The organism is uncultured Granulicatella sp. (assembly GCF_963521425.1).
In the GTDB taxonomy this organism is placed as follows: domain Bacteria; phylum Bacillota; class Bacilli; order Lactobacillales; family Aerococcaceae; genus Granulicatella.
In genome coordinates this window covers 16,025-33,490 of sequence record NZ_CAUQUN010000009.1, presented here as the reverse complement: position 1 = coordinate 33,490, position 17,466 = coordinate 16,025, and the positions used below count along the sequence as shown (strand labels likewise).

The following is a 17,466-nucleotide window of genomic DNA, read 5'->3' as shown; positions in this document are numbered from 1 at the left end:
GGTGATTTTTGTGAATTCATTAAATTTTCAACAACGTATGGAACAAACATTACAAATTCAATTTGGTGTAACCATAGATCATGCTAGTAAACGTCAAGTATACGAAGCAATGATGAGAAGTGTTCGTGAGATTTTATCTCAAAAGAAATTCGGATATGAACAAGAATTGAAAAAACGTAGAGTGAAACGTGCGTATTATATGTCTATGGAATTTCTAGTTGGAAGAACTTTAAGAAATAATTTATTTAATTTAGGAATTGAACATGAAATTGAAACATATTTAAGTAAACATCATATTTCTTTAGAGGAAATTTATCAAATTGAACCTGATCCAGGGCTTGGAAATGGTGGTTTAGGTCGTCTAGCTTCTTGTTATTTAGATGCACTAACAAGTCAAAATTATCCAGTAACAGGATTTTCAATTTTATATGAATATGGGATTTTCAAACAAGTCATTAATAATGGATGGCAACAAGAGTTTCCGGACCATTGGTTAGATTTAGGAAAATATGGCTTAGTTTATCGTAGTGATGAAGAAGTAGAAGTTCGTTTCTATGGAAATATTAAAGAAGAAATGACACCAGAAGGATTCCGTGTGACTCATGAAAATTATACGGCTATTCAAGCTGAACCATATGATTTATTAATTTCAGGGTATGATACTGATACAGTTAATACACTACGATTATGGGAAGCAAAAGCCAAAACAGGATTTAATATGAAATTATTTGAACGTGGAGAATATTCTCGATCTTCAGAAGCAGAAGCGATTGCATCTTCTATTTCTAAATTATTATATCCAGCTGATAGTACAAGAGAAGGAAAAGAATTACGTATTAAACAACAATATTTCTTCATTAGTGCATCTCTACAACAATTAGTAAAAAATCATTATCATGAATTTGGAACATTAGAAAACTTCTATGAATATAATGCTCTACACATTAATGATACTCACCCAGCTATGGCAGTAGCAGAATTTATGAGATTATTAATTGATGAATATCATTACTCTTGGGAAAAATCCTGGGAAATTACAACGAAAACATTTGCTTATACGAATCATACCATTATGTCTGAAGCGTTGGAAAAATGGGCAGTGGATTTATTCCAACCAATTCTTCCAAGAATTTATTCTATTATAGAAGAAATTAATCGTCGCTTCTGTCAATGGGTGATTGATATGGGCTATGAAATGACATTACCCGAAACAGCTATTATTTATGATGGTATGATTAAGATGGCGAACTTATCTATTGTGGGTAGCCATTATGTCAATGGGGTATCGAAATTGCACAGTGATATTTTAGTGGACTCTACTTTCCGTGCCTTTTACTCTTTATATCCGGATAAATTTGGCAATGTGACAAATGGTATTGCTCATAGAAGATGGTTAGGACAAGCAAATCCTGAGTTAACGAATTATTTAGAATCATTAATTGGTATTGATTTTGTAAAAGATTTATCTAAAATTTCTAAATTATTAGAGTATAAAGAGGATGAGAAAGTTCTATATGCATTAAAGAATATTAAACATCAGAAGAAACAACAATTAGCAGCTTATATTCAAGATACATTAGGAATTACGGTAAATCCAAATTCTATTTTTGATGTACAAGTGAAGAGACTTCATGAATATAAACGTCAATTATTAAATGCTTTGCATATTGTTTATTTATATCAAGCCATTAAATATCAAGGATTAAGACCAACTCCAAGAACCTTTATTTTTGCTGCTAAAGCTTCATCAGGTTATGATATGGCAAAAAATATTATTAAATTTATCCATTCAATCTCTCAATTAATTGAATGTGATGAATTAGTAAGAGAATATATTAAAGTAGTCTTTATTCCAGATTACAAAGTAAGTCTTGCAGAAATTATTTTACCTGCAGCAGATGTCAGTGAACAAATTTCTCAAGCAGGTAAAGAGGCAAGTGGTACTGGTAATATGAAATTGATGTTAAATGGAGCCATTACATTAGGAACATTAGACGGTGCCAATGTTGAAATTTTAGAAGCGGTTGGTGAAGAAAATATTGTTATTTTCGGATTAAAAACAGAAGAAGTAAATCAATTAGTTGCAGAAGGGTATAAACCTTGGGAATGGTATAATCGTTCTGAAAGAGTGAAACAAACACTTGATTTTATTCGTACGATGACTGTTGGAGGTATGAATTTTAATTTCTTAGTAGATTATTTATTAAATGATGACCCATTTATGTGTTTAGCAGATTTTGAATCTTATATTCATGCGCAACAACAAATTGAAGTAGCTTATAATGATGAAAAACAATGGCAAAAGATGAGTTTAGTGAATACTGCAAAAGCTGGTATTTTCTCAGCAGATCGTGCTGTAAAAGAATATGCGGATAGAATTTGGCATATTCACCAAGTGAAATAGGCGAAATGGACTTCTTTGAAGTACCAATAGACGTCAGCAGATTCAAAAAGCGGTTCTATAATTTATAGGGTTGATGGAGAAAATCCACCAACCCTATTTTAGTGTATATAAAAAGGACTTCATTCCTTATATAAAAATCGTTCAAAATATTTAAGATATGACTACTATACAAGAAGTTTTGTTACAAATAAAAGATAAAAATGTAAAATGGGAAAATACTATGGAGGAAGTGGATTTAAAAAAGAATAAAATTAAAGTCAAAGGTTGCGAAACAGTTTATCATTAAAAAATGAATGTTTCCATTTATACTGTTTTTAGAGTTGTCAATGAAACGGCTAAATATTTTAGAATTAGTCCTTTAAACAAGTTGCCTGAACATATGTCTTGGGATAAATTTAAATACGTGTTAAAGTTACTGGAAACTCATATTAAAAACTCGAGATGAATCCATTCTTATTACTATAACTATTACAGATTATTTGATTGATTAACAAATTCTTAAGGTATTGTAGATTATTTTATTATAAGAAGTATCTTGAATTAAGCTAGGATAAGAAATAGCACATCAATTAAGAGAAGCTTTTAAGAAGAGAAATTTCATTGAATTCAAAGAAGAATTAATGAGTGTACAACCAAAATATCTGTCTGATGGATTAAATCGTGTTCTATAAACATTTAAGAAATTTTTACCGTATATTCAATATACATGTGAGTATCCATCACTTTCAAATGGAACTATTGAAGGGATTAACAACAAGATAAAAGTACTTAAAAGAAATGCCTTTGGCTACAGCAGTTTTACTCATTTTAGAAATAGAATTCTACTAATGTCTAAACTATTTACTCCAACAACTAAAAAAGGAATTAAGCAACCTGACGCTGCTTAATTCCTTCACTAAAATTGTTTCATCAATTCTATTTAAAAAGCTTTAATTTCTTGATTTTGTTGTCTGTGTAGAAGAAGTTGGTTTCTGTTCTTCAGAAGTCAATTTTTTCTTATCCTCTTCTTGTTTTGCTTTCTTTTTCTCAAGTTCTTCAACACTTAGGCCATTCCAATATCTATCTAATTCATTATTAGTAGCTCCAATAGCAAAATGATAAGTTGGATCAATTGGTCCAAAATCCTTTTTAAATAAGTCAGTTGTTGTGTTTCCATTAATAAAATAACTTTTTCCATTATAAGTGGCTGTTCCTGATTTTGTTCCAGTTGCTGATACAACAGAGTCTTGATAAACAGATGAAGGTTGATCGAATTTTGCATTTTGGTTAAATAAATTTGGTTTTGCATTGTATACAGCATTCATGAGGAGTGTCCAATTTCTTAAACTTCTCATTGTTGGATGTCCATAACCGTCAGCTTCCGTAATAGAGTATCGAGCACTATAAAAATTATCATATCCAATCCATGAACCAAGTGTTACCTCTGGAGTATATCCAACAAACCAATTATCTACTTCAAATTCAGAAGTTCCAGTTTTACCTGCTATATCTGCATTAAAATTCAAGTTTGCTTTAATATTATAGAAATATGTTGCAGAAGCAACCTTACGCAAAATATCGGTTGTTAAATAAGCAGTTGCTGGAGAGAAGACTTCACTAGTGACATCTTCATGCTGATATACGGCTTTTCCATGAATATCTTCAATTTTTTCAATTAAATATGCTTCGTGATGTACACCACCGTTTGCTAGAGTAGAAAAAGCACTTGTTTGTTCCATTACAGTAGGTCCAGTTTTTGTACCACCAATGGACAAGGCAATATTTTGATATTCTTCTTCACCAATTCCTTTTATTCCCATTTTCTTTAAATATTCCCCAGCATTTATTCCTTTAGAAAGCATTGTTTGGAAAATTTTAATAGTTGGATTATTTAAAGAAAATTCTAATGAATGACGAGCTGTTAAGAAATTATTAGAAATTTTATTTCCATAATTGGTAGGTTCCCAATAGGTTCCATTTTGCTGTAAAATACTAATTTTTGTGTCTGGAATAATACTAGCTGGATAAATAATATTATTTTCCATTGCTGGAGCATAAACAAGTAGAGGTTTAATCGTTGAACCAGGAGATCGATGTGTTGTAAAAGCATGGTCTACTTGGTTAACTTGGAAATCTCTGCCTGCAACAAATCCTAAAATTCTTCCAGTCTTATTTTCGATTAATACAGCACCATTTTGTGCCATATCAGTTTGTTTTTTTGATTCTCCTGTATTTTGATCGATATAAGGGGTTTGGTAAGTTGGTCCAATTTTACTTCCGTTAGCAGCAGTAGAATCTTGCATGGCTTCATAAATACCTTTGTCAATAGTAGAAGTGATTTTGTAACCACCTGTAGCTAATTCACCATTTGCACGATCGTAATATCGATTGAACAATTCTGTATCTTTTTTTAATTGATCATAAGTTAAATGATCTTTTTCAGCCATCTTTTTCATTAAAATTTTTGTAGCTTCACGATTGACTGCTTGATATAAATATGATTGGCGTTGTGTTGAAATTTCTTCAGGCGCTAAGAAGTCTTGAGTAATATTATAAGCTAACGCATCTTCATATTGTTGTTTTGTAATTTTCTTTTCACGATACATACTGAATAAAACAGTTTTCATACGAGTAAGCCCAGCAGAAACATCCTCTTTAAGGGTAGCGTAGTTCGTGTAGGGAGTATATGAAATTGGATTTTGGGGCATCCCTACTAAGTATGCTGCTTGAGGTAATGTTAAGTCTTTTGCAGATACTCCAAACACTCCTTGTGCAGCCTCTTCAATCCCTGAAATATTTAATCCATTATGGTTTCGTCCGAAAGGAGAAACATTTAAGTAAGCTTCTAAAATTTGTTCTTTTGAAAAATATTTTTCTAAACGAAGAGCGTATAAAATTTCATTAGCTTTACGTTTAAAAGTTACTTCACTTGTTAAAATTTGTTGCTTGATTAATTGTTGAGTTAAGGTAGACCCACCAGAAACTCCTGCATTAGAAGATACTGCTTCTTGGAGAAGTGCACGGACTAGAGCTTTAGGAACAATTCCATTATGCTGATAGAAATAACTATCTTCTGTCGCAACAATTCCATCTTTTACAAACGGAGAAATGTTATCTAGTGTAGTTACTAAACGAACTTCATCGCTTGTAACATCAGAAATCTTTTCTCCATTTTGATAGTAAAAACTAGAAACTAAGTTTAAATTCGTAATCGCATCTGACATTTCTTCTTGGGTTAATGGTTTTTCATTGGCCGTCAAGCTTGCAAAATATCCTAATCCAATTCCTGTTCCAAAAATTCCTAATAATATAAATCCACATAAAAGAATGAATAATAAATTTTTAATCACAGAAAAACTGACATTGAAAATAAATCGTAAGTGCTTTTGCAAAGGTTGATTCCAAAAAGCCAAGAATTCTTTGAAAAATTCTCGAATGTTATTCGGATTTAGCATATTTTCAACTCTTTTCTTTTTAAGTATAATATCAGCCATATTATAACAAATAATCTATTAAAACGCTAATTTCTTAATGAAATAAGGCATTTTAAAGAGAAAAGAAGTAGATATTAAATCTTTAAAATAAAAAAAGTTAGGGTGTAAAGAAAAAATACTTTACAACTGATTTCTTTTCTGATAATATATCTAACTGTGAGATGAAAACATGGAGGTGTAAAAATAATGGCAGTTAAAATTCGTTTAAAACGTATGGGATCTAAGAAAAATCCTTTCTACCGTGTAGTAGTTGCAGATTCACGTTCTCCACGTGATGGACGTTTCATTGAAACAGTTGGTACTTACAACCCAGTTGCAAACCCAGCACAAGTTTCAATCAACGAAGAATTAGCATTAAAATGGTTAGCTAACGGAGCTCAACCTTCAGATACTGTTCGTAACTTATTATCACAACAAGGTATCATGAAGAAATTCCACGAATCAAAGTTTTCTAAGTAATTTTTCTCATCGAGATAATTCGGTAAAGAGGTGAAAAGAATGCCTGATATTCGTGAATTAATTTTAGCGATTGTTCAACCATTGGTTGATTTTCCTGATGATGTAACCATTGAAGTTTCAGAATCAGATGAGTTTTTAGAATACACATTACGTGTGAATTCTGAAGATATTGGACGTGTAATTGGAAAACAAGGACGTGTTGCTCGTGCAATTCGTACAATTGTTTATAGTGTTCGCACTAGAAACCAAAAACGTGTTCGCTTAAGCATTGAAAACAATGACTAGAAAAAAGTTCAACAATTTCTATTAGGAGTTGTTGAACTTTTTGTTTATAAGTTTCATTAAAAATGGATTTTGTTTGCAATTTTGTTCAATTCTCACGTATGATAACAGTAATGAATTGTGAGGAGGAAGTAGAAGAGATGTCACAATATTTTAAAGTAGGAAAAATTGTAAATACACAAGGATTGAAAGGGGAAGTTCGTGTAATTTCTACAACGGATTTCGCAGAAGATCGTTATCAAAAAGGAGTAGAATTAGCCTTATTTAGAGATGGAGAATTTGAAAAATTATTGACGGTAAAAAGTCATAGACGTCATAAAAATTTCGATTTATTAACATTTGAAAATCATCCTCGAATTGAAGATGTTGAAGGATATAGAGATTGTTTATTAAAAGTTTCTAGTGATGCTCTAGACGAATTAGAAGATGATGAATTATATTATCATGAAGTGGTTGGTTTAGAGATTATTACAGATGAAGGAGAACATTTAGGAAAAGTATCTGAAATTTTATCTCCAGGTTCAAATGATGTATGGGTTGTAAAACAAAAAGGGAAGAAAGATTTATTAATTCCATTTATTGAACCTGTTGTTTATAAAATCGATAAAGAAAATAAACAAGCATTTATTCATGTTTTAGAAGGGTTGTTTGACTAAAATGAGAATTGATGTCTTAACATTATTCCCTGAAATGTTTGCTCCAATGGAACAATCGATGATGAAGAGAGCTATTGAGAAAGAAAAAATTACATTTGATACCATTGATTTTAGAGACTTTGCATTTCATAAGCACAATCGAGTAGATGATTATGTTTTTGGTGGAGGAGCTGGTTTATTATTAAAAGTTGAACCGATTGACCGTGCATTAAAAGATTTAGAACAGAGAACTCCGGAAACTAAAAAGAGAGTGATTTTACTAGATCCAGCAGGGAAGAAATTTAGCCAATCTGATGCAGAAGAATTAGCAAAGGAAGAACATTTAGTTTTTATTTGCGGTCATTACGAAGGATATGATGAACGTATTCGAACGCTCGTAACAGATGAATATTCTATTGGAGACTTTGTGTTAACGGGTGGAGAATTAGGAGCTATGGTGATGATTGATGCGACGGTTCGATTAATTCCAGATGTATTAGGAAATTACGAATCAGCTATTGGGGATTCACATTCGATGGGATTATTAGAGCATCCTCAGTATACTCGTCCACGAGAATATGGAGGAATGCAAGTCCCAGAAGTATTATTTAGTGGAAATCATGCAAAAATTGTTACATGGCAGAAAAAAGAATCCTTAAGAAGAACGTATCAAAGAAGACCCGATTTATTAGAAAGTTATTCATTAGATAAAGAAGAAGAAAAGTTACTACAAGAAATTATTCAAGAAGAGAGTAGGAATTATGAATCAGAAACAATCGAATAATGATCCAATACAAGTTCAAAAAATATTTCAAGAAACAGATTTTATTGTTACAGATAAGTCAATTATTTAAAGTTTTTGGAGATGTCACTCGTTTAAAGATTATTACTTTGTTATATGAAAAAGACGAAATGACAGTGGAAGAAATTGTTACTTGTATGGAAATGGAACAATCTGCGATTTGATATCAACTACATAAATTAAAAATAAATCATATAGTCAAATCAAGAAAAGTTGGGAAATATGTTTTGTATTCCTTAGATGATTCTCATGTATTATCTGTGTATCGGATGGCTTTAGAACATTCAAAAGAAAATTTAAAAAAAGTAAAGTAAAAATCCTTTACAAGTATTCATTTCTGTGATAAACTCACAAAAGTGGATAGGAGACTATCCATAAAGAACGATATTCCGCTGATTGGACATTCGGCCAATTCATGAATGTTTGTTGGAAGGAGAAAAAACATGAGCAAATTAATCGATAGCTTAACACAAGAACAATTACGTTCTGATATTCCTGCATTTCGTCCTGGTGACACTGTACGTGTTCACGCTAAGGTAGTTGAAGGAACTCGTGAGCGTATCCAAATCTTCGAAGGTGTTGTTATTAAACGTCGTGGTGCTGGTATCAGCGAAACTTATACAGTACGTAAAGTTTCTAACGGTGTTGGTGTTGAACGTACATTCCCAGTACATACTCCACGTGTAGCACAAATCGAAGTAGTTCGTTACGGTAAAGTTCGTCGTGCTAAATTATATTACTTACGTAACTTACGTGGTAAAGCAGCGCGTATCCAAGAACGTCGTCGTTAATAGAAAGATAAAACCCCTTGAGAAATCAAGGGGTTTCTTTTATAGATTTTAATTGTATGGAATAAAAATATCTCCATATTCATTTGTTGGTTTAAAAATTGTTGAAATAAATCTAAAGAATGCAATAATAGAAGGAATAAATGTCCAAGAAAATAGGATTGAAAGAATTCCTTTTAAATTTTTTCCTTCATAAAAATAATGAATTCCAAAGCCTCCTAAAAAAAACATTAGTACTAATAAAATTACTTTATTAACATATCTACCAGGAATGTATTCTCGATTATTATTAGAATCATAATAATAGTTTGCCATATTGAGTTCACCTCACTTATATTTTTAGTTATCGTAACATAAAGTCAATACACAAGCAATGATGATTGTTTAAATAAAAGAGATGAAAAAAATCGCTCCATCAAATATAGATGAAGCGATTTTTTTAAAATTGATAAAAGATACCAATTAAAATTGTTAATAATGTTGCGTACCAATAAAAGTAGGTGCTAATTCTACTTGGTTTAGCAGTTTTCTTTAAAAGAATATGGTATAGAATAGGAACTATTCCACTAATTCCAATAAGAATTAAAGCAAACAACGAGAAATGTGTTCCTATTACATAAAAACTAATTGGATAAGCAAAAAGCCAACATAGGTTAAATATAAATGATAAGAATAGGCTCCAAACAGGAAATTCTAATTTTTCAGAATGATGACGCTCATTTGCCTTTTGTTTAAATTGAATAATACTAATTCCAAAAATTGCATAGCATAAAAATACTTGGAAAATGCTGTTTGTAATTTGTTGTGTAATCAAGTAATACATTAAAAAGTTAGCTACTGTAAATTTGGCTAAGCTATTTAAAAGAACATGATACGCATATGCAGGATGATTTGATTGTAAATGGAAAACCCAACTATGATTTACTCCGACAACTAAAGCTGCGATAATTCCAATTCGAATTCCAAAAGTTTGTACAAAATAAACAATTGGTAGTAGTAATAAGAAATTCGTAAAGAGTAGTACAACGGATTGTCCACGTTTTGGAATTTTATAAAATTTAGAATACATCATTTCTTGTAAGTTAATAATAAACAAGAAAAAATATAGTACGAGTACCCCAGAAAGTGGGATAGCATTTGTTTTAATGGCTAGCAAAAAACCTAAAAATGAATAACTGATAGGAGCTAAAAATAAACTCCATAATGGATTTGTCAGTTGCTTCATATAAGGTATTTCTGGATGTACCATAGAATTTACGGACATATAAATTACCTCGATAATACTTTTTTATTTTCATGATAGGTAAATTAATCTAGCTTGTCAAGCAATATTTAAACGATTTCATGACATTTTCACAAAATAAATGTATAAAAAAGAGAAATAATACTAGGAATTTTAAAAAATAATGCTATAATGGTTGAGTCTTAAAAAAATATGATATTCCCGAGAGGATACACAATGTGTAGATGCCTTGTAACCGGAATTGAATGGGGGAAAAACAATGGAAAAAATTTTATTTACATCGGAGTCAGTTACAGAAGGACATCCCGATAAAATCGCAGACCAAATTAGTGATGGAATACTAGATGCTATTTTAGCTCAAGATCCAACTGCTCGTGTTGCCTGCGAAACAGTCGTTAATACAGGTTTAGTCGTATTAGTAGGTGAAATTACAACAACAGCTACAGTCGATTATCAACAAATTGCTAGAGATACCATTCGTAAAATTGGTTATGCTGATCGTAAGTATGGCTATGATGCGGATAGTGTTGCTGTTATGGTTTCTTTAGATAAACAATCACCTGACATTGCAATGGGGGTTAATGATGCTTTAGAAACTCGTGGACAACAAGAAGAGTTTGGTGCAGGAGACCAAGGTTTAATGTTTGGATTTGCAACAAATGAAACAGATACTTACTTACCAATGCCAATTTACTTAAGTCATCAACTAGCTTATCAATTAGCAAAAGTTCGTAAAGAAAAAAAATTAGATTATTTAGGTCCAGATGGTAAAGTTCAAGTAACTGTTGAATATACAACAGATCATAAAGTAAAACGTATTGATACGATTGTCGTGAGTTCACAACATGATGAAGAAATTTCTCAAGAACAAATTCATCGTGATATTTTAGAGTATGTTGTTAAACCAGTTGTACCAAGTGAATTATTAGATGATGAAACACGTTATTTCATTAATCCAACAGGAAAATTCGTAATTGGTGGACCGGTTGGAGATTCTGGATTAACAGGACGTAAAATTATCGTAGATACTTACGGTGGATATGCTCGTCATGGTGGTGGAGCATTCTCAGGAAAAGATGCAACAAAAGTTGACCGTTCTGCAAGTTATGCTGCTCGTTATATTGCTAAAAACGTAGTAGCTGCAGGTTTAGCAGATAAATGTGAAATCCAATTAGCTTATGCAATTGGGGTAGCTCAACCAGTATCTATTTCTGTGGATACTTTTGGAACAAATCATGTTTCAGAAGAAAAATTAATTGCAGCGATTCGTAAAGTGTTCAAGTTAACTCCAAAAGGAATTATTGAAACATTACAATTACGTAGACCAATTTACCAACAAACTGCTGCTTATGGACACTTTGGACGTAAAGATGTAGATTTACCATGGGAACAATTAGATAAAGTAGAAGCTTTAAAAGCTGAGTTCTAATAAAAAAACGATTATAACATTTCAGTTATAATCGTTTTTTTTACTATTTATAATTGATAACAGTCATTGCAAATTGGAATACAATTACGCCTAGTGTTGCTAATAACATAAACCATACAACTACACGAGTAATTTTTTCCATTGTTGAAAGATTACGTTTTTGTTTTTTTCTAGGTTTTCTTGACACTACTATCTCTCCTTTATTTCAAATCATTGTTAGTTTACATGAATTGTAGGAAATACTCAAGTAGTATAGTAAATGAAAATTTTCTTTAAGTGCAAATAGCTTTCCTAATATTGTAAATTTTGGTATGATGTGTAAGTAAATTAAATTGATTATTGGAGGAATTTTAAATGTCAAAACAACAAATTGGTGTCGTTGGTATGGCAGTAATGGGTCGTAATTTAGCTTTAAATATTGAAAGTCGTGGATATTCGGTTTCAATTTTTAATCGTTCATCTTCGAAAACAGATGAAGTGATTGCATTACATCCTGACAAAAAATTAGTTCCAACTTATACAGTGGAAGAGTTTGTAAATTCATTAGAGAAACCAAGAAGAATTTTATTAATGGTTAAAGCTGGTGAAGCAACAGATAAAACTATTCAAAGTTTATTACCACATTTAGATAAAGGAGATATCTTAATTGATGGGGGAAATACATTTTTCCAAGATACAATCCGTCGTAATGAAATGTTAGCAAACTCAGGTATTAACTTTATCGGTACTGGAGTTTCTGGTGGTGAAGAAGGAGCATTAAAAGGTCCTGCTATTATGCCTGGTGGACAAAAAGATGCGTATGATTTAGTAGCACCAATCTTAGAAGAAATTGCTGCTAAAGCTGATGATGGTGCACCATGTGTGACTTATGTAGGTCCAAATGGAGCAGGTCATTATGTAAAAATGGTTCATAACGGAATTGAATATGGTGATATGCAATTAATTGCTGAAAGTTATGATATTTTACGTCGTGTTGGTGGATTAACAGTTGAAGAAACTGCTGAAGTATTCAAATCATGGAATACTGGCGAATTAGATAGCTACTTAATTGAAATTACTGCTGATATTTTAACGAAAAAAGATCCTGAAACAGGTAAACCAATGGTTGAAGTGATTTTGGATACTGCTGGAAATAAAGGGACAGGTAAATGGACTTCTCAAAGTGCGTTAGATTTAGGTGTTCCACTTCCATTAATTACTGAATCTGTATTTGCACGTTATATTTCTACATTAAAAGAAGAACGTGAAGTAGCAAGTAAAGAATTGTCTCCAATTAAAGTTCCTGAATTATCAAATACTGAAAAACAAGCATTAATCGAATCAGTTCGTAAAGGATTGTATTTCTCAAAAATTATGAGTTATGCACAAGGATTCGCTCAAATGCGTGTTGCTAGTGAAGAGTTTGATTGGAACTTAAATTATGGGGAAATTGCGAAAATTTTCCGTGCTGGATGTATTATTCGTGCTCAATTCTTACAAAAAATCACAGATGCATTTGAACGTGATCCAGAATTGAAAAACTTATTATTAGATAAATACTTCTTATATGTAACAGAATCTTATCAAGAAGCAGTTCGTGAAGTAGTTGTAACAGCTGTTCAAGCAGGAATTCCTGTTCCAACATTCTCAAGTGCATTAGCTTACTATGATTCATATCGTTCAGAAGTATTACCAGCTAACTTAATTCAAGCGCAACGTGACTACTTTGGTGCGCACACTTATAATCGTGTGGATAAACCAGGTGTCTTCCACTTTGAATGGGCGCAAGAACGTGAGATCGAACAATAATAACCATAATTTTAATAAGACTAGTCTATAGTAGCCAGGACGCAAGCAGCCAGCGAAGCTGTCTCATTACTAAATTTTGAGCCTATGGTCTCGAAATTTCCTGTACTAGAAGCCAAGAGGCTTCTAGTACTTGGGCTACTATGGATAGTCTTTTCTGTTTTGTCCATTCATTAATGTTGAGACAGTTAGAAGCATATTTTATCTGTTTAGCTATTCATTTATGAAGAAGACGTTTTACATAAGGCTAATCTGTTGTAGCTTAGGACGGTAGCAGCCCCTTTGGGTCTCATGCCTAAATTTCGAGCATCGGTCTCGAAATTTCCTGTACTAGAAGCCACTTGGCTTCTAGTACTTCAGCTACTATGGGAAGTCTTTTTGGTTTAGTCATTCATTTATCTTTAAATAAAAAAAGCATCTCCTCGAGATGCTTTTTTTATTGATGTGATTGTGGTGCAGTTTTGGTTGGTTTCATGAAGACATGTTGGATTAAAACAATTCCACAAGAAATTAATATGCCAACGACTACTGCATTTGTAAAGTTATATGGAGATTGTGCTAATGCAGAACCTAAATAATAGGTTACTTGACTTAAGATAAATCCCCAAACAAAAGTTACGAGGTATTTCATTTCGACACCTTCTTTCATTTTCATTATAGTCAATCCTTCTAATTCATACAAGTAAAATTTCTTTGAATCAAATTGTTTAAAAAACAACATCACAATATTTGTACAAAATTCTATTCAACCGTTATAATAAATGAGAAGAAATGATAGAGAGGAATCATTATGACATTTACGATTTTACAAGTTACTAGTGGCTATAGCTTATTGAAAAGTACCATTGATTTATATAAATATGTAATGACTGCTAAGACATTAGGGTATGAAAAATTATCTCTAACTGATGAAGGTGTCTTACATGGTGCAATTGAATTTTATAATTTATGTCGTAGCCAAAATATTGAACCTATTATTGGCTGTGTATTCCAATATAAGCAATGGAGAAATGCAGAAGCTTTTTCATCTATGGTTGTTTACGCAAAAGATGAAATTGGTTATCAAACATTAATCGAATTATCGACTCAATATCAAAAATCCAAATTTGTTTCAAAAGATATGGAAAAAATCATAAAAGAAGCTTCTGAGCATTTACAAATAGTATTCCCACAAGAAAATAGTGAATGGGCATTGGAATGTTTAAATGGAAAAGTAGCTTTTCAACGTTGGTTGTTTGAAGCGGAAGAGCGTTATTGTTCAAATATTCATCTAGGAATTGAATCCAACAAAGTTTTACCAATTTCTTTAGAAGAATTAGAAGTATGGGCGAAAGATTTTTCAATGAAACTTCTTCCTTTTGTTAAAACCTTCTATTTAAAAGCTGAGGATGATTTTAGTTATCGAGTATTAAAAGCTATTGGAGATGGTGAAACACTAAGTACAACTCAAGCAGAAGTGAGTGGACAATACTATTTACAAGATGAGAAGGTATTAACGCAACATTGGTCGAGTGTATTAGAAGGGAAATTAGTCCGTCAATTACAAGTATTTGTTGATGCTATTAAATGGGAACTTCCAAAGAATGAACTATTGCTTCCAAAATTTCAAACACCAGAAGGCAAATTAAGTCAGGAATATTTACAAGAAATTTGTCAGCAATCTTTAAAAGATAAAGAATTAGTAAAAGACGAGTATAAATCGCGCTTGAATTATGAATTATCCATCATTCACCAAATGGGTTTTAACGATTATTTCTTAATTGTATGGGATATTATGAAATATGCTCATGAAGCAGGCATTCAAACAGGTCCTGGACGTGGATCAGCAGCAGGTTCATTAGTATCTTATTTATTGAATATTACTAAAGTTGATCCAATTGAGTATCAATTATTATTTGAACGTTTCTTAAATCCAGAACGATATACAATGCCCGATATCGATTTAGATTTTCCGGATAATCGAAGAGAAGCTATATTAGAATATGTTCGAAAAAAATATGGGGAAAATCATGTTGCACAAATTGCTACATTTGGAACTTTTGGAAGTAAACAAGCATTGAGAGATGTTTGTCGTGTGTTAGGGCTGACCACGGTTCAAGCGGGAGAGTGGTCTAAAGCTATTCCAAATCAATTGGGAATTAATTTGAAAAGTGCTTATGAACAGTCAAAAGGTTTACAAACATTAGTTTCGAGAAGTCCAAAGAATAAATTGATTTTTGAGACAGCCTGTCGAATTGAAGGATTGCCTCGACATTTATCTACCCATGCTGCTGGTGTAGTACTATATGATAAGCCATTAACGGATGTTGTTCCTTTAATCTATAAAGACCAACAAATGCCGATAACGCAATATACAATGAAATATGTCGAACAAATTGGATTATTAAAAATGGACTTTTTAGGGTTAACGAATTTATCTATTTTACATGATTCAATTGAATTAACAAAATCAATTTATCAACAAGACATTATTTTAAATGAGATTCCATTAGATGATGAGAAGACTCTAGAATTATTTCAAGAAGCGGATACAAATGGAATATTCCAATTTGAATCAGACGGTATCCGTCGAGTATTAAAAAAGCTTCGGCCAACGAATTTAGAAGATATTGCTGCTGTGAATGCTTTATATCGACCTGGTCCAATGGAGCAAATTGATACCTTTATTAAACGGAAGCATGGACAAGAAGTTGTGAAATATCCTCATCCAATTTTAGAGTCTATTCTCCAATCGACATATGGAGTCATGGTTTATCAAGAACAAGTTATGCAAGTAACTTCTCAAATGGCAGGATTTACATTGGGACAAGCAGATATTTTGAGACGTGCCATCGGTAAAAAAGACGGCAAAGTGATAGAACAAGAAAAAGCTCATTTTATTGAAGGAGCAATTGGAAAAGGGATTGATGTAGAAAGTGCAACAGAAGTGTACCAATATATCGAGAGATTTGCTAATTATGGTTTTAACCGTTCACACGCATTTGCGTATTCATTATTAGCGTATCAATTAGCTTATTTTAAGACTCATTATCCACGTGCTTTTTATACTGCTATTTTAAGATTTGTTGGAGATCGTTCTCCAAAATTACAAACCTATTTTATAGAAGCAAAACAAAGAGGTATTTCGATTAAAAATCCTTCGATTAATACTAGTGTGGACGATTATACTGCAACAATAGATGGAATATTTATTGGATTAAATGCCATAAAAGGATTAAGAAGAGATTTTATTCAAGAAATTCTTACTCAACGTAAACAAAATGGCCCATTTAACGACTTTATGGATTTTGCTTTTAGAATTGGTAAAAGATTTTGTAAAAAAGAAGTATTAGAAGCTTTAATTGATGCAGGAGCTTTTGATGAATTAGGAAAAAATCGAGCGACATTACGAGCAAGTATTGATGCTGTAATTGAAAGTGTAAAATTTCATGGAAGTAATCTCTCTTTAGAATTAAGTGAAGAGATGTATCCAAAATATTTTGAAGAAGAAGATAGTAATATTATTGAAAAAATTGAACGAGAAATTACTGTATTAGGATTTCCAGTTTCCTCTTTTCCAACAGAACCTTATGAAATTTTATATAAGGAACAAAAAGCGAATCGTATTTCTGGAATTTATGAATCAAAACAAGTTTCAGTATTGGGAATCTTAAAAAATATTCGTAAGATTCGTACGAAAAAAGGTGAACCAATGGCGTTTGGAACGATTCAAGATGAAACTGGTGAAATGGAGTTTGTTGTCTTTTCTGAGGTATATCCAATAGTTTTCTCATTATTAGAAGAGAATCAATTAGTATTATTAAAAGGAAAAACTAGAAAGAATCTTCAATCGAAATGGCAAGTGCAAGTTCAACAAGTATTAAGCTTATTTGAAGTGGAAGGACTAGCACAGGCAACTTCAATTAAATGTTATATTAAAATTACTGAAAAATTACAAAATAAAGAAGTATTCGACAAAATTAAGAATGTAGTAATAAATAATCCGGGAGATACAACCGTTCTATTATACATTGAAAGTAAAGATCAGGTTCTTAAAATGAATTTTAATTCAGGATTAGAAGTCGATTTTGAGACCATAAAAGCCCTTTCTTCAATTGTTGGAGAAGAAAATGTAAAAATTATAAAATAAAAACCTTTTCATTAATGAAAAGAAAAGACATTTTTAA

The 17,466-nt window shown here is 31.7% G+C and carries 15 protein-coding genes, 1 pseudogene and 1 riboswitch; of the genes and pseudogenes, 11 read left to right on the top strand and 5 right to left on the bottom strand.

Annotated features, from left to right (window positions below):
- Positions 1–10: 10 nt before the first annotated feature.
- Together RWO76_RS03695 and RWO76_RS03690 are read left to right on the top strand one after the other, a co-directional pair.
- Positions 11–2,404, top strand: coding sequence for a glycogen/starch/alpha-glucan phosphorylase (locus RWO76_RS03695; RefSeq protein WP_314354355.1), 2,394 nt, complete (start codon positions 11–13; stop codon positions 2,402–2,404).
- A 671-nt stretch (positions 2,405–3,075) separates the two neighbouring features.
- Positions 3,076–3,291, top strand: a pseudogene (locus RWO76_RS03690) (transposase); the annotation flags it as partial.
- A gap of 42 nt (positions 3,292–3,333) precedes the next feature.
- On the opposite strand, the gene RWO76_RS03685 reads toward RWO76_RS03690, so the two are convergent.
- The gene (locus RWO76_RS03685) at positions 3,334–5,838 is read right to left on the bottom strand and encodes a transglycosylase domain-containing protein (protein ID WP_314354354.1); all 2,505 of its coding nucleotides are present in this window, start codon (positions 5,836–5,838) and stop codon (positions 3,334–3,336) included.
- Between the two features lie 225 nt (positions 5,839–6,063).
- Between RWO76_RS03685 and rpsP the strand changes: the two genes are divergently transcribed.
- The 6 genes from rpsP to rplS all read left to right on the top strand — a co-directional run bounded on the left by rpsP (position 6,064) and on the right by rplS (position 8,846).
- Positions 6,064–6,336 carry a 30S ribosomal protein S16 gene (gene rpsP, locus RWO76_RS03680; protein WP_006702874.1) on the top strand — a complete coding sequence of 91 codons (273 nt, stop codon included), beginning with the start codon at positions 6,064–6,066 and terminating at the stop codon, positions 6,334–6,336.
- A 39-nt stretch (positions 6,337–6,375) separates the two neighbouring features.
- Complete coding sequence (locus RWO76_RS03675) at positions 6,376–6,621, top strand: KH domain-containing protein (protein ID WP_314354353.1); 246 nt, start codon at positions 6,376–6,378, stop codon at positions 6,619–6,621.
- A gap of 137 nt (positions 6,622–6,758) precedes the next feature.
- Positions 6,759–7,274, top strand: coding sequence for a ribosome maturation factor RimM (rimM, locus tag RWO76_RS03670; RefSeq protein ID WP_314354352.1), 516 nt, complete (start codon positions 6,759–6,761; stop codon positions 7,272–7,274).
- Position 7,275: 1 nt separating this feature from the next.
- Complete coding sequence (gene trmD, locus RWO76_RS03665) at positions 7,276–8,037, top strand: tRNA (guanosine(37)-N1)-methyltransferase TrmD (protein ID WP_314354381.1); 762 nt, start codon at positions 7,276–7,278, stop codon at positions 8,035–8,037.
- A gap of 44 nt (positions 8,038–8,081) precedes the next feature.
- On the top strand, positions 8,082–8,219 hold the full coding sequence (locus RWO76_RS08815; protein WP_399543079.1) for an ArsR family transcriptional regulator: 138 nt from the start codon (positions 8,082–8,084) through the stop codon (positions 8,217–8,219).
- Between the two features lie 279 nt (positions 8,220–8,498).
- Positions 8,499–8,846 (top strand): 50S ribosomal protein L19, encoded by a 348-nt coding sequence (gene rplS / locus RWO76_RS03655; protein WP_314354351.1) that lies wholly within the window; start codon positions 8,499–8,501, stop codon positions 8,844–8,846.
- Positions 8,847–8,894: 48 nt separating this feature from the next.
- On the opposite strand, the gene RWO76_RS03650 is transcribed toward rplS, so the two are convergent.
- Positions 8,895–9,158, bottom strand: coding sequence for an NINE protein (locus tag RWO76_RS03650; protein ID WP_314354350.1), 264 nt, complete (start codon positions 9,156–9,158; stop codon positions 8,895–8,897).
- Between the two features lie 124 nt (positions 9,159–9,282).
- Entirely contained in the window at positions 9,283–10,107 is an 825-nt protein-coding gene (locus RWO76_RS03645; protein ID WP_314354349.1) for a hypothetical protein, read from the bottom strand.
- Between the two features lie 164 nt (positions 10,108–10,271).
- Positions 10,272–10,348: riboswitch (SMK box riboswitch) on the top strand.
- On the opposite strand from RWO76_RS03645, the gene metK reads away from it, so the two are divergent.
- Entirely contained in the window at positions 10,346–11,515 is a 1,170-nt protein-coding gene (gene metK, locus RWO76_RS03640) for a methionine adenosyltransferase (protein ID WP_314354348.1), read from the top strand. It overlaps the preceding riboswitch by 3 nt.
- A 43-nt stretch (positions 11,516–11,558) precedes the next feature.
- Here metK and RWO76_RS03635 read toward each other — a convergent pair whose 3' ends face one another.
- Complete coding sequence (locus RWO76_RS03635; protein WP_314354347.1) at positions 11,559–11,702, bottom strand: DUF4044 domain-containing protein; 144 nt, start codon at positions 11,700–11,702, stop codon at positions 11,559–11,561.
- Positions 11,703–11,869: 167 nt separating this feature from the next.
- Here RWO76_RS03635 and gndA point away from each other — a divergent pair, with 167 nt between their 5' ends.
- Complete coding sequence (gndA, locus tag RWO76_RS03630; protein WP_314354346.1) at positions 11,870–13,303, top strand: NADP-dependent phosphogluconate dehydrogenase; 1,434 nt, start codon at positions 11,870–11,872, stop codon at positions 13,301–13,303.
- A 433-nt stretch (positions 13,304–13,736) separates the two neighbouring features.
- Here the strand turns inward: gndA and RWO76_RS03625 are convergent, their stop codons facing one another.
- The gene (locus RWO76_RS03625; protein WP_314354345.1) at positions 13,737–13,955 is read right to left on the bottom strand and encodes a YjzD family protein; all 219 of its coding nucleotides are present in this window, start codon (positions 13,953–13,955) and stop codon (positions 13,737–13,739) included.
- Positions 13,956–14,090: 135 nt separating this feature from the next.
- Between RWO76_RS03625 and dnaE the strand changes: the two genes are divergently transcribed.
- Positions 14,091–17,429 (top strand): DNA polymerase III subunit alpha, encoded by a 3,339-nt coding sequence (gene dnaE, locus RWO76_RS03620; protein ID WP_314354344.1) that lies wholly within the window; start codon positions 14,091–14,093, stop codon positions 17,427–17,429.
- Positions 17,430–17,466: the final 37 nt, after the last annotated feature.

What these genes read in the sequence shown, in the direction of transcription:
- RWO76_RS03685 (WP_314354354.1), bottom strand. Translation starts at nt 5,838, where the DNA reads ATGCTAAATCCGAATAACATTCGAGAATTTTTCAAAGAATTCTTGGCT.
- metK (WP_314354348.1), top strand. Translation starts at nt 10,346, where the DNA reads ATGGAAAAAATTTTATTTACATCGGAGTCAGTTACAGAAGGACATCCC.
- RWO76_RS03625 (WP_314354345.1), bottom strand. Translation starts at nt 13,955, where the DNA reads ATGAAAATGAAAGAAGGTGTCGAAATGAAATACCTCGTAACTTTTGTT.
- trmD (WP_314354381.1), top strand. Translation starts at nt 7,276, where the DNA reads ATGAGAATTGATGTCTTAACATTATTCCCTGAAATGTTTGCTCCAATG.
- rimM (WP_314354352.1), top strand. Translation starts at nt 6,759, where the DNA reads ATGTCACAATATTTTAAAGTAGGAAAAATTGTAAATACACAAGGATTG.
- RWO76_RS03645 (WP_314354349.1), bottom strand. Translation starts at nt 10,107, where the DNA reads ATGTCCGTAAATTCTATGGTACATCCAGAAATACCTTATATGAAGCAA.
- gndA (WP_314354346.1), top strand. Translation starts at nt 11,870, where the DNA reads ATGTCAAAACAACAAATTGGTGTCGTTGGTATGGCAGTAATGGGTCGT.
- dnaE (WP_314354344.1), top strand. Translation starts at nt 14,091, where the DNA reads ATGACATTTACGATTTTACAAGTTACTAGTGGCTATAGCTTATTGAAA.
- rplS (WP_314354351.1), top strand. Translation starts at nt 8,499, where the DNA reads ATGAGCAAATTAATCGATAGCTTAACACAAGAACAATTACGTTCTGAT.
- RWO76_RS03675 (WP_314354353.1), top strand. Translation starts at nt 6,376, where the DNA reads ATGCCTGATATTCGTGAATTAATTTTAGCGATTGTTCAACCATTGGTT.
- RWO76_RS03650 (WP_314354350.1), bottom strand. Translation starts at nt 9,158, where the DNA reads ATGGCAAACTATTATTATGATTCTAATAATAATCGAGAATACATTCCT.
- rpsP (WP_006702874.1), top strand. Translation starts at nt 6,064, where the DNA reads ATGGCAGTTAAAATTCGTTTAAAACGTATGGGATCTAAGAAAAATCCT.